This window comes from Lentisphaera marina (assembly GCF_028745505.1).
In the GTDB taxonomy this organism is placed as follows: domain Bacteria; phylum Verrucomicrobiota; class Lentisphaeria; order Lentisphaerales; family Lentisphaeraceae; genus Lentisphaera; species Lentisphaera marina.
Genome location: NZ_JAQZZL010000001.1, coordinates 1,510,125 through 1,523,133, shown reverse-complemented (window position 1 = coordinate 1,523,133; position 13,009 = coordinate 1,510,125). Strand labels below are relative to the sequence as shown.

The window sequence follows — 13,009 nt, the reverse complement described above, 5'->3', positions numbered from 1 at the left end:
ATCTACAACCTACTAATCTTCTATATTTAAGTAGAATTCACACTCTATTTACAAGGCTCCTTGATGCTTAGAAAGTCAGCCTTATAGTAGGCGCAATTTTTTAACCTACTTATGGAAACAATTATGGCTGGCAATTCATTTGGACAAGCTTTTAAAATCACCACCGCCGGAGAATCTCACGGCAAAGGTAACGTGGTGATTATTGATGGTTGCCCTCCAGGGATTCAATTCTCTGAAGAGGACATACAACCTGATCTCGACCGTCGTAAACCTGGACAAAGTTCCGTAACTACTCAGCGTAAAGAATCTGATACAGCGACAATCTTGTCTGGTGTATTTGAAGGAAAAACTACTGGTACGAGTATTGCAATCTTTGTACCAAACGAAGACCAAAGAAGTCGCGATTACTCAAATATTTTTGATAAATACCGCCCAGGCCATGCCGATTATACTTTTGATAAAAAATATGGCCTCCGCGACTACCGTGGTGGTGGACGCTCTTCTGCTCGCGAAACCATTAGTCGTGTAGCCGCAGGCACACTAGCCAAAAAAATCATTGCTGAACACGGTATTAATACCCTTGCCTATGTCAAACAAGTCGGCCACGTTGCTGCCCAAATTGCGGACCCCGCAAAAATCACTTTAGAGCAAGTAGAAGCCAACATTGTTCGTTGCCCCGATCCGGAAGCAGCTGAAAAAATGATCACACTCATTAAAGAAGTTCGTAAGGACCAAGACTCAATTGGTGGTTTATCTGAGATGGTTATCACTGGTGTCCCGGCCGGACTAGGTGAACCTGTTTTTGATAAGTTAAAAGCCGAATTAGCCAAAGCTATTATGTCTATTCCTGCTGTCACGGCTTTTGAATATGGTGCCGGCTTCTCTGTCGTTGAAATGCGTGGATCGCAAAACAATGACCTTTTTGAACCCACAGAAGATGGCGTGCATACTTGCACAAATAATCACGGTGGTATGCTTGGTGGTATTTCTAGTGGCGAAACAATCATTATGCGTGCCGCAGTAAAACCGACTTCTTCGTTGCCACGTACGCAAAAATCAGTTAATCAAAAAGGTGAAGCTGTAGATATTTCCACTGGCGGTCGTCATGATCCATGCCTATTACCACGTTTTGTCCCTATTGCAGAATCCATGTGTGCCATCGTTATTGCCGACCACCTCTTACGCTGGAGAGCTCAGTGCCCAAGTCAAACTGGCTCCATTGGAGATGCCCCTTAGAATGAAAACCATTTTTATTGATCGCGATGGTTGCGTCAATGTTCGTTTAGTGGGCAATTGGGTAATGAATTGGAATGACTTTGAATTCATGCCTGGTGCTATCTCTGGGATTGCCGCTCTCAAAAAAGCAGGCTACCGCCTTATTTTAGTTACCAATCAGCGCTGTATCAACTTAGGTAAGTTTAGTGAAGATAAACTCGACGAACTGCATGAACAAATGCAATCATCCTTGAAAAATGAGGGCGGTTTTTTTGACAAAATCTACCACTGCCCACATGATCGCGATGAAAACTGCGGATGTCGCAAACCTCAACCAGGTATGCTCCTTCAAGCAGCAAAAGATTTTGGCGATATTGAACTCAGCCAAAGCATTATGTTAGGTGACCAAGAAAGCGATCGCTTAGCCTCTGAGGCGGCAGGCATAAAAACTTTTTATGAAATATCTGAGGCTCAAACTATTGCGGATGCCGCAAAATTAATCCTCGCTCCTTAATTCCTACCCTAAAAACACAAGTAAAGACAAAAAACTCTCACTATTATGCTCGGAAATTTTTACATATCAGGCTTTTTTCGCTTAAATGACCAACTCTCTTTTGCGCGTGTTTCCGACGATGTACTGGGACGTCCTCAAGTCAAATTTTGGGTATGGGGAGTCAATCCATGGCACAATGAAACTAACCCAAGGCAACTTCAGGTCAACGACCCCGAATATTGGAGCCTTGAACCCTGCTTAAGTTTAACTATGGATTTAAGTGAAGGAATTTCCTTATACGCTATTGCTGCTAGCGAATATGAAGTCGTGGAACAATGGTCACCTAAAGAACTTTCAAATCTTTACACTGATTGGTCTTATATTGGGTATGAAGAAACTTATGAAAAGTTCCAAAGTGAACCCGCCGCTATCTTGGATATCCTAGCTCTTCTTTTACAACCTGTCATACGCTTGAGCCCTGTTTCAAAGCTAGAGGATTTAGAGCCCAAAAGCATGCAACTAATGGAACACCGTAAAGCTGCAAAGGCTGCAATCAAATCCAAGAGTTTACAAGAAGACATTGCACAACTTGGCTTTTTTGAATTTTTCCCCTACGAAGGCAATGGCTTCGAATCTTTTTCTCTCGACCATAAAGTCTTGCAAAAAAAATACACTCAAGGCAAAATGCACCAAGTACAGAAATCTCCCGCCATATACATAACTTATCGCGAAGGTGCTTTCGACGTTCCCGAACAAGTTTATGTGTATCGTAAACGTGGAAAGTGGTTCATGTACAACCTTGAAGGCTTAGAAGAAATATCCGGCCCCTTCCCTAGTCGCAATGCGATTCGGGAAGTGATTAAAAACTATCACGCTTAAATTTCTAAAAGAACTTTGGGTAAATCTTTGCAAATTCTGCACTAATTTCGCGAGTTCCTTTTTCCCCAGCATCCAAGAGCTCATTGAGTTCTTGCCTACTAAAGACAGCCTCTTCACCCGTGCCTTGGACTTCAACAAAATCTCCTGTGGCAGTCATGATTACATTCATATCCACATCCGCAGCCGAGTCTTCTTTGTAACACAAATCGAGCAAAGCTTCGCCTTTGACAACACCAACACTAATTGCTGCTAAAGGTGACTTAATAACACCATCCACGTTCACACCATCTTGCTCCATTTGGCTCAAAGCATGCATTAAAGCAAGCATCGCTCCATTGATTGAAGCACAACGAGTTCCACCATCTGCATTCAAGACATCACAATCTATTTGAATAGTTCTATCTCCAAGTTTGTCCAAATCCACAGCCGCACGTAGAGTCCTACCAATTAACCTTTGAATCTCTGATGACCTTCCTCCTACCGCGCCCTCACGTTTTGAACGTGTGTGCGTTGCTCCTGGAAGCATACGGTATTCCGCCGTCAACCAGCCGCCTGTACCCAATTTTTTCCACGAAGGTAATCCATCCTTTATATTCACGGTACAAATAACTTCTGTTAAGCCACATACTGACAATGCTGAACCCAATGAATTTTTAACAAATCCAAGTTCAAATTTTATCTCTCTTAGTTGATTATTGTGACGTCCATCTACTCTCATTTTAGAATTCCTTTTAAGTTGACTTTTAAGTCCCTCAAGTTAAGTTGCGAGGTAAATAAAAAAACGTGAAACTCCAACTTTCTTCTATCGATTCCCCCATCTTCTATGACTACAACAAAAACCATCTTCTTTTTTAGCTTTTTATTACTAGGCTTAAACTCATGTAAAGATGAAAAGCACACGAAAAGTGACTACGCACAGACCATAGAAAACTATTCTGAATTGCTCGATCATGTAGAACAAAACAATTCAGAAGCACTCAGCAAAAAACTGGACGAAATGAATGCAGAGGAGAACTTCCATCTTCAAAAAATCCAACAACGCCATAACGAAGTTGCACTCCTAGAAAACTGCAAACAACTGCTCGAAGGAAAGAAATTCCACGAAGCAAGCGAACTCATCTCTGAACATATTAAAAAATTTGGTATATCGGAATCATTAGAGGATACTAGAAAAACTATAATTGCTTTAGAAAATTTCCAAAAAACCAAGCAGCAAGTTCACACAGGAACTCTGAGCCATAAAGAATTGCTTGTAGCAGAGAAGGAAATGCTAAAAGCTTTCCCCAAAAACACTGGTGTAAAGACTTATGAAATGAAGCAGTGGTTTAATACCCAAAAAAGGTCTCTCGTTCAAAAAGCAAATGAAAATATTGCACGCCTAAGAATGATTACCCTTTTACAAATCGATCAACTCAATGCTAGACTACAACTCGAAAGTAAAAGTGGTGCCGAAATCTACTACCATCAACTTAGTCGTGGTAAAACAATCGCACAAAAAGAAAAGCAATTAGCCAACAGCATAATCACCTTGACAACTGACTCGAAAACGAACCCCGCCTCCATCAGTGATCTTATACTGCAACTCTATTCAAAAGCCCCAAAACAAAGTATTGCACAAACATCTATAGAGCTAAGTGAGATCAATGAAATTTGCTCTTTAGATCAGTCTATTAAAAATAGAATATTACGTTCTTCATTAAAATCACATGGTATTACACCAAAGGACTTGGACGGGCCTTCCCTCCTAAACCCACCAACCCTCATGCAGCTCATCCTAAAATCTGAACAACAGGACTAAAAAATGGAATTTAAGGAACAAAATGTCATCGTTACTGGTGGCACTCGTGGAATAGGCAAAGGAATTGCCGAAAACTTTCTTAAAAAAGGCGCTAATGTACTCGTCACATATAGTGGAAACAAAGTAGCTGCAGAGGAATTCATTTCAGCCAACGCAGAGTACAAAGAGCAAATCTTCACGGACTGCTTCAATGTTGCCGACTCCAAGGCTTGCGAAGACTTTTTTGCACGTCTTCCATTTGAAAAAGTTCATGTCTTAGTTAACAATGCTGGGATTAGAAAAGACAACATCGTCGCCATGATGCCTACAGATGACTGGCAGAATGTCTTGGACATCAACTTAACAGGCACCTTTAACATGTGTAAAGCTGCCGTAATGAAAATGTCTCGCCAGCGCTATGGTCGCATCATCAACATCACATCACCTTGCTCACACTTTGGCTTTGCTGGACAAGCCAATTACGCCGCCTCAAAAGCAGGTCAAATTGGTTTAACTCGCTCGCTCTCTAAAGAAGTTGCTAAAAGAAAAATAACAGTGAACTGTATTTCGCCAGGCTTCATTGGCACTGACCTCATTGCAGACCTTCCAGAAAAATTGGTTGATGAATACAAACAACAGATACCCATGAAACGATTTGGCACTGTTGAAGAAGTTGCGAACTGCGTCAGCTTCCTCGCTTCGGAACAAGCTAGCTACATCACGGGAACAACCCTAGAAGTAAGCGGTGGTCTCTAAGCCTTCATGAGTAAATTAGTCGCATTATTGGGCATAGTCGTATCACTATGCTCATCTTGCCAGACGAAAAATACAATTTATGCCAAAGAGCTCGAAGATATACCTGAGCAGTCTTATATATACGCCATAGGTGAAAAAGGTTCTCCTGAAGCATTATCCTGTAAGCTGGCTCGCTTCCACCATCCCGAAACTAAAAAAAGTGTATCAATCTTAGGAATGGTACATATGGCGGACGGTAGCTTTTATGACCAAGTACATCATATTGGCCTCAAACATGACCTAAGCCTCACAGAAGGCGTCCATGGCAAGGCCAGCGTCTCACCACATCACTTTCTAGTTCAGTATATAAGTTCATACTATTCTCGAATAAACTATTACAATGATTTAGTCCCACAAAACCTCTACCTTCGTCAAGGAGGCAAAGAACGAAATGCTGACTTAAGTTTAAGAGAATTCTCCAAAGAAGGTAATATTTTCACCTCGCTTATGCAACTCATTTCGCTACCCTTCATTATAGTTGGAGGCGAAATCAACAACTTAGCTTTGTACACGAAATATCAGCTGAGTGGCGCAAGTATCGTCAACAGCTTAAAATTTGATGAATTAAGTAGAAATCGTAAATTACTATTTGGTCACATGCGTAGCGTTGAAGAAAAAGATCATGCAATTTTACCAGGTATACTCTCCTCTAGAAACAAAAAATTATTTGAAGTATTAAACGAAGAACTAAATAGGGGGGATATAAATAGAATTTTTATTCCTTGGGGAGCAGCGCACTCTGCTGATATAGAGCGTGAATTAATTTCCAAAGGCTTTATAAAGTCCTCGCGCGACCAATGGCTTACCGCCATTGACTTTCACCCAAGACAAAAACAAGAAAGTCGTCAATTTTACATCCCTTTATTAGCCTATCTATACAAAGATAAAAATGCCTCGGAACACTCCTTTTTATTGGCAATAATAAAAGGTTTTCGGAAAGATGATTACTCCTCAACCTCACTGCTATGGAGTCTTTTGTTGAACCAATCTTCCAGCGACAAACATTATTATCTATCTATTCTACCAAGAATTTTTGACCGTCCTGTATTATTTGACTACTCTAGAACAGCCTCTAAGAAACAATTCCGAGCTCTATTTTTCATAAATCTCGAATGGAAATAAAGAATTTATACATTTTCGTATAGCCAAAATCACACATAAAACGCCTTTAAGGGTTAGCTTCCACTTAGTTTTAGGCTCGATTACGAAGAAAATCTAAAGTTTTATGAGGCATAAGCCTATGTGCTCTTCTTTTTTCTAAGGAAAGAAATGCTATAATTAGCAGAGTATTTTTTATAAAAAGGATAAGAGAATCATTTGAGTGATATTGTTGACATACTAAAGCAGGTGACCAACTCCATATTGAAACACGAGCCAGCTGCAAATATTTTGCAAAAGGTTACGGAACTCGTGTGTGAAAAATTGCTCATTGATGTTTGCAGTATTTACACTGTTGATAATAAGAAAAACACCCTAAACCTCCGCGCTAACACCGGCTTTGTTAAAAAAGCTAAAGTATCTTTTTCAACTGAAGAAGGACTTACTGGCCTCGTTTTTAGAGAGCAGAATACTATCAACTTAACTCAACCAATGAAACACCCAATGTTCACTTTGGTTAATTCGATTGGCGAAGAGAAATTTCAATCGTACCTAGGTGTTCCTATGATTGATAGTAGCGGCTTGACTTTAGGTTGTTTAGTAATACAAACTCTCTCAGGTGATCTAATTGATGAAAAGATTGTTGATTTAGCTAACACCCTCGCATCACAAATGGCCATACTAGTCTCTCAAGAAGGCCTCCAAAGAGTACTTTCTGACCACACCATACAAGAACAAGATGATATTGCACAAGCGCTAGAAAATGATGAAGTCGACAGCCACAGCGACCTAAAACTCGAAGGTTCCGCTGTCTCACCTGGCGTGAGCTATGGCCCCATTCGCATGCTTAATTCAAGAGAAATCTGGGATCGAATCATCTTAGAGACGGGCGAAAACAGGCAAATAGAGACTGGCCGCTTAGAAGAAGCCCTCAAACTTGCTTGTGAAGAAACTATTCATATCCAAGAACGTGCTCAAAAAGTTTTCATTGAAGCTGATGCTTCAATCTTCTTTGCTCAACTACTTTTACTTGAAGACGAAAACTTTATCAAAGATATGTACTTTGGCATCGACTTCTACAGCTACACTGCGGAAGCATCTGTAAAAAATACTGTTGAAAAGTACATCAAAAAATTCCAAGAAGCACGTCTACCTCAACTGCGTGAACGCGCCTTAGATTTACTCGACGTTGGAATCCGCCTCATTTTACAACTCCAGGGCCTAGGACTTGAACAAGAAATCAGCCAGCAAAAAGTTATTCTAGTTGCTCCAGAAATCATGCCCTCGGACTTAGTGCGTATTCCAAACGAAAACATTTTAGCCATTGTATGCTCTCATGGCGGCACAACTTCTCACACAGCAATTCTTTCTCGTTCATTGCAAATTCCTGCAGTCATGGGAGTCAATGACATTGACGAACTCTGCCAAGCAGGCGACAACTTCTTAGTTAATGGCGACGATGGATCTATCGTTATCAACCCGGGCGATGAAATACTTAAAATGTATGAAGAACGTTTATCTGCTGGCGTTATTAATATTGAACACCCCACAGTTAACCTACCTACCCTGACTAAAGATGAACTCTCCATTAAAATGCGTGGCAACATCTGTATGGTTAGTGATTTTAAGCTTCTAGACAAAGTACAAAATGACGGCGTCGGCTTATATCGCACTGAATTCATGTTTATGATGCACGAAAATTTTCCAGTTGAAAATGAGCAATACAGAATTTTTCGTCAAGTTGCCAAACTAGGTGAACCCAACTCTGTCATCATCCGAGCCTTAGATATCGGCGGAGATAAACCTCTCGCCTATTTCGACCATGGGTCCGAAGATGACCCCATGTTGGGCTATCGCTCCATTAGAATACTACTCGAGCATCCCGATATTTTTATACCTCATTTACGAGCTATGTTGCGCGCCTCTCAACGAGGAAATATGAAAATTCTTTTCCCAATGATCGCTCATTATGAAGATGTGATTGCCCTTAAAAAGATTATCAAAGAGCAAATGGCAGAACTTCGTAAAATTTATGGTCGTAAATTCACCGTGCCACCTTTAGGGGCGATGATTGAAATGCCTTCAGCTATCTGCCAACTCAATGAAATGTTAGATTATTTTGATTTCGTGAGCATTGGTACGAACGATCTCGTGCAATATTTCTTTGCTGTAGATCGTGGCAACAAAAAAGTTTCTCGCTATTTTTGCCCAATGCACCCCTTAATCTTACGTGTTTTAAAGAAAATTATTGATACATGTGACAGTAAGAACAAAGATGTCTCTATCTGCGGTGAAATCGCCAGCAACCCTTTAGCAACTCCCATTTTGATTGGCATCGGCCTTATTGACTTTTCCATGACCCCCATGCAAATCAGCAAAATCAAACACCTCACCTCTCAACTAGACTCGAAGAAATGTGCGAAATTAGCAGACAAAGCTTTAAAATGTACGACACAACAAGAAGTCATTGATTTAGTAAAAGCTTTTTACAAAAGAGAGAAAATCTCCATAGACTATTGACATGAATATTATTTTAATTGGCTTTATGGCCAGTGGAAAAAGCTCCCTTGGCAGATACATGGCCACACGTACAAAAAGAGAAGTCATTGACCTTGATCACGAAATAGAGCAAAGAGCTCAAATGACTATTCCAAAAATTTTTGAAACTGTAGGGGAAAAGGCCTTCCGTGATCTAGAAAGCTATGTCACTAAGCTTTGTAAAAACTATCATAATACTATTATTGCCACTGGTGGTGGTTGCGTACTTCGCGCAGAGAATCGCAAAGCCCTCAAAGAAGCTGGCCTCGTCGTATGGCTCAACACTTCTCCAGAGAACGTTCAAAAATTCACTGCGAAACGCAGTAATCGCCCTCTACTTAAAGGCGATAAGAGCTTAGAAGAAATTTCTACCATGATGAAGTCAAGGGAGCGCTTTTATCAAGAATCTAGCCACCTAAAGATTGATGTCTACGAACACAACCTTGAAGAAATCTTTAACATCATCCAAAACTACAAAGACCAATTTCTCGCTCAAGAATACGCTAAAGAGTAAAGGCAATTGTAATATTGAAGCCTTTATTAAACATTATTGCGTCTCAATCAGCCATAGTTTTCCCAGGGGTCAAAACACGAATCTATATCCCGGAAAAATATGAAACGACTATAAATAGCTTATTAGATTCTCCTGGCGATTTCATACTTGCTTACACTAGAGATGACAATAACGAATCCATCCATAAAATCGCTAGTCTTGTAACTATAGAAGATTTTAACAAACAAAACTCTGGTGTTTGGGAACTACTCATCAAAGCTCGAGAGCGAGTACAGCTAGAAACTTTGAATCAAAGTAAATTCGACGAACATACAAATGCTTATTCGATTATTGAATATGTTGATGAAGAATTTATCTCTACCGAAGAAGAAATGAATATAAAAAATGCCTTACAAATCAAACTTAAAAAGAATTTCCCAAATATGCCTCCTCACTTTTACAGTGAACTCATGGAAGCTTTTTCAATTGCGAAATTCCTACATTACCTGTGCTTCAGTTCACCTAAAAATAGAGAGGAAAAAATTGAACTTTTACAGTACAAATCTCTCTACGAACTCTACCAAAAACTGATCGACAGTTTCATGAAGTAACAAAATCATTCCAACTTTGTCTTATTCCCTCTTTTTTCTACATCATTTAAATGATTAAGAAAATCCTCCGGCAAATCAATCAAACGTGTGTTGTTTTGTCTTTGGTGTACAGGCAGCCTAATTGAGAAAACTGTACCATTGGCGTCAGACGAAAAACTTATATTACCCTTGTGACTTTCGATAATTTTTTTAGAAACGGCTAAACCCAAACCTGTTCCTGCGTCACCTTTACCAGTAAAGAAAACCTCGAAGACTCGAGACTTCATTTCCTCTGGAATCCCTTCTCCATTATCAATTATATCGACTTCAAGTAACTGTTCAGACTGTGATAAATTAACGCGCAGGTCCATGCGTCCACCTTTTTCTCCTTTATATTTGCCCACAATTGCATCTGCCGCATTATTCAACAAATTCAAAAAGACACGGTGCATCGCCATAGAATCTATATCTACTACCAAACTCTTAAACTTAACTTGGTCGCTTACCTTCAGTTCAATACCTCGATTTTCAAAACCCTGCTGAAGTAAATCAACCACCTCTACAATCAATTCAGTCAATGAATGTGGCTGGATATTCAAACTTGATTCCTTGGCTAAATTTAACAAATCCAACATCAAGCCCGACAGACGTTTATGATTCCGAGAAAGAACTCCCCAGGCATCATTCATCAGACTCGAATCTTCTTCATCTATACCCATCCTCATGAGATAAAGACAACCATCGACTCCTGTTAAAATATTTTTTATATAATGTGATAAACTTGCAGCGGTACTCCCTAAGGCAGCTAGACGCTCAGACTCGACTGTACGTTGATTTAAGCGAAGACTGAACAAATGACTAGCAGTCGTAAATACCACACCAGTTAAAAACTGTAAATCCGCTTCAGTAAAACTCAGTTCATCTCCGACGAAAGACGAACTCATGCATACTATTCCCAACAATTCTCTTTCATGAATCAATGGCGCCACTAAAAACTGCTGGTTACGCCCCATCACCACAGATTGAGTTGCATCTTTAATTTCACGAATATTATAAACGCACAAAACAGCCTTTAAATTCATGGAAACATAATTTAAGATTTTACGACTAACGGGAAATTCAGATTTATCTAAACGTTGATACTGGTCATCAATCCCCATTGTCGGAGATAAGTACTCATCACTATCATTCAGCAGATACAAACAGGCTTTTTCAGCATGCGGAATAGATTGAACTAAATAACGTGAGACTATAGAAAATAATTCTTCCTCATCTTGGACACCCTTGATAATATCGGTCAAACCATAAATTGCAGCAAGGCGGCGGTGCTCAGATGGGTACATCATCTCATCTTCTGCCATTGATAAGTTACGTAAATGCAGAGGGTCTATACTATGTAATATTCGCAAATTTGATCTGGGATCATTATCGGGGAAATCCACTTCCAGTACTGAAGAACCTATACGAATATGTTGGAGATTTTTAAGCTCATGAGTACCAGTAATTCGCTCGCTTCCCAACCATGTTCCATTAGAACTATTTAAATCCTCAATCCACCACATTTTATCTTTGGAAAAAATCTTTACGTGGGTTCTCGACATACGTCGATCTGCCACAGGAATTGTGGACTCTAGCGCCCTTCCGATTGTCGTACTTTCTTTGATAGAAACACTCTTTCCTGCAGATGGACCTGCAATGAAATGCAACATAACTTCAGTATGACTCACTGAAACTCCTTTTAATTCTTAGATTCAGCTTAATATAGAACTAGAATTAATCTAAATGAAAGATGAGTTGACCCAAGTCTGAAAAAGCATGGTATTTTTTCTTCAAAATACGTTCAAAACCTTTAGCAAATGCCTTTTTGTATTCTTTTCGTAGCTTTTTATCACGAATTACTCGTACTTTTATCGATAAATAATCGTATTCACCACCCGAATTCAAATAATCCTCAAGAGCTTTTTTTAGGTATGTAGACGATTTCTCACATAAGTCTTCCATATACTCATAAAATGCTAAATCCACCAAAGGTGGCATTAGCAAATCAGATAAAATGTTATCTAAAAAAATCTCTAAGTGAATCGATTGAAATAAATAGCCCCCAGAATCAATCTGCAAATGCCCCAGCGGCCAATCAACCTGATCGGCACTTAGGTTTAAAACTGTGCGAAAACTCTGATTGGGAATTAACAACCCCTCTCCCAACTTATAGGGTCGTTGTTTAATCTTACTAAGGCGTAATTCTTCCAAACAAACGGCATTAATAAAGGCATCGCTAACATCTTCTTTTACATAGGATGCAGCCTCGAGTCTTTGCTCAATTTTATCGATAATTTTTGGATCAAAAACATTATCTAATTCCTGCATTTTACTCTTTATCCTTTCCGATAATACAGGAACATTCTTATTACTGGAAACCCTGAAATGCGCAGCCACGTCTGTTAGGCCATTATCGACAAGTACTCTGTAGAGCAAATCGTCTAAATCACTCCTCTCTACGAGTTTCTTTTTCGCAAAAAAACTCATAGCCACCAAAATGTCGTCTATAATAAATGCATCGTGAAAACCACATTTCTTAAAACTGGATTCCAAGACCGCCTGATAATCGCCGAGGTCGGCACTGACTATATGACCGTTTTCACCAACAGGTATAAGCTTATTGTTGATCTGAATCATATTCTGGATCTTGCATTGACTGAATTGTCTCAATAAACTCAGACGCATCTTTAAATTCTCTATAGACAGAGGCAAAACGCACATAGGCGACCTCATCTAAGCGCTTGAGCTCCATCATCACCATCTCGCCAATCTCATGAGAAAATACTTCCCTATCTAAACGATCCGAAACAATAGACTTAATATTCTCTACCGCCTCATTAATGGCACCATCACTGACAGGCCTCTTTCTAAGAGCTAATTGTAAACCTTCACGTACTTTTTGAATGTTAAAATCTTCTTTTCTCCCACTCGACTTAGTCACCATCAAATCGCCACGCACCAATTCTTCTTGAGTTGAAAAGCGTGTTTCACAAGAGTTGCACTGACGGCGACGACGCAAAAGATTGCGATCTTTAGATAAGCGCGTTTCTAAAACTTTATTTGATGTCGACGAACATTCTGGACAACGCATT

At 39.7% G+C, this 13,009-nt stretch carries 13 protein-coding genes; 9 read left to right on the top strand and 4 right to left on the bottom strand.

The window, feature by feature from the left end; all coding sequences use genetic code 11:
• Positions 1-123: 123 nt before the first annotated feature.
• From aroC to PQO01_RS06320, 3 genes are read left to right on the top strand one after another with little or no spacing between them, the layout of a single operon-like run.
• Positions 124-1,236, top strand: coding sequence for a chorismate synthase (gene aroC, locus PQO01_RS06330; protein ID WP_274313192.1), 1,113 nt, complete (start codon positions 124-126; stop codon positions 1,234-1,236).
• A gap of 1 nt (position 1,237) precedes the next feature.
• Positions 1,238-1,729, top strand: a complete 492-nt coding sequence (locus tag PQO01_RS06325; RefSeq protein ID WP_274313191.1) for a D-glycero-alpha-D-manno-heptose-1,7-bisphosphate 7-phosphatase — start codon at positions 1,238-1,240, stop codon at positions 1,727-1,729.
• Positions 1,730-1,774: 45 nt separating this feature from the next.
• On the top strand, positions 1,775-2,587 hold the full coding sequence (locus PQO01_RS06320; protein WP_274313190.1) for a hypothetical protein: 813 nt from the start codon (positions 1,775-1,777) through the stop codon (positions 2,585-2,587).
• 4 nt (positions 2,588-2,591) lie between these two features.
• On the opposite strand, the gene rph is transcribed toward PQO01_RS06320, so the two are convergent.
• Positions 2,592-3,305 carry a ribonuclease PH gene (rph, locus tag PQO01_RS06315; protein WP_274313189.1) on the bottom strand — a complete coding sequence of 238 codons (714 nt, stop codon included), beginning with the start codon at positions 3,303-3,305 and terminating at the stop codon, positions 2,592-2,594.
• Between the two features lie 105 nt (positions 3,306-3,410).
• On the opposite strand from rph, the gene PQO01_RS06310 reads away from it, so the two are divergent.
• From PQO01_RS06310 to PQO01_RS06285, 6 genes are all read left to right on the top strand, one after another.
• Positions 3,411-4,385 carry a hypothetical protein gene (locus PQO01_RS06310; RefSeq protein ID WP_274313188.1) on the top strand — a complete coding sequence of 325 codons (975 nt, stop codon included), beginning with the start codon at positions 3,411-3,413 and terminating at the stop codon, positions 4,383-4,385.
• Positions 4,386-4,388: 3 nt separating this feature from the next.
• Positions 4,389-5,120, top strand: a complete 732-nt coding sequence (gene fabG, locus PQO01_RS06305) for a 3-oxoacyl-ACP reductase FabG (RefSeq protein WP_274313187.1) — start codon at positions 4,389-4,391, stop codon at positions 5,118-5,120.
• Positions 5,121-5,126: 6 nt separating this feature from the next.
• The gene (locus PQO01_RS06300) at positions 5,127-6,281 is read left to right on the top strand and encodes a hypothetical protein (protein WP_274313186.1); all 1,155 of its coding nucleotides are present in this window, start codon (positions 5,127-5,129) and stop codon (positions 6,279-6,281) included.
• A gap of 195 nt (positions 6,282-6,476) precedes the next feature.
• Positions 6,477-8,777 carry a phosphoenolpyruvate--protein phosphotransferase gene (gene ptsP / locus PQO01_RS06295; protein WP_274313185.1) on the top strand — a complete coding sequence of 767 codons (2,301 nt, stop codon included), beginning with the start codon at positions 6,477-6,479 and terminating at the stop codon, positions 8,775-8,777.
• A 1-nt stretch (position 8,778) separates the two neighbouring features.
• Positions 8,779-9,309: a shikimate kinase gene (locus PQO01_RS06290; RefSeq protein ID WP_274313184.1), complete on the top strand. Its 531-nt coding sequence runs from the start codon at positions 8,779-8,781 to the stop codon at positions 9,307-9,309.
• Positions 9,310-9,323: 14 nt separating this feature from the next.
• Entirely contained in the window at positions 9,324-9,899 is a 576-nt protein-coding gene (locus PQO01_RS06285; RefSeq protein ID WP_274313183.1) for an LON peptidase substrate-binding domain-containing protein, read from the top strand.
• Positions 9,900-9,904: 5 nt separating this feature from the next.
• On the opposite strand, the gene PQO01_RS06280 is transcribed toward PQO01_RS06285, so the two are convergent.
• From PQO01_RS06280 to nrdR, 3 genes are read right to left on the bottom strand one after another with little or no spacing between them, the layout of a single operon-like run.
• On the bottom strand, positions 9,905-11,605 hold the full coding sequence (locus tag PQO01_RS06280) for an ATP-binding protein (RefSeq protein WP_274313182.1): 1,701 nt from the start codon (positions 11,603-11,605) through the stop codon (positions 9,905-9,907).
• Between the two features lie 46 nt (positions 11,606-11,651).
• Positions 11,652-12,554 carry a hypothetical protein gene (locus PQO01_RS06275; protein WP_274313181.1) on the bottom strand — a complete coding sequence of 301 codons (903 nt, stop codon included), beginning with the start codon at positions 12,552-12,554 and terminating at the stop codon, positions 11,652-11,654.
• Positions 12,535-13,008 (bottom strand): transcriptional regulator NrdR, encoded by a 474-nt coding sequence (nrdR, locus tag PQO01_RS06270; RefSeq protein ID WP_274313180.1) that lies wholly within the window; start codon positions 13,006-13,008, stop codon positions 12,535-12,537. Before nrdR ends, PQO01_RS06275 begins: the two co-directional genes overlap by 20 nt.
• Position 13,009 lies beyond the last annotated feature (1 nt).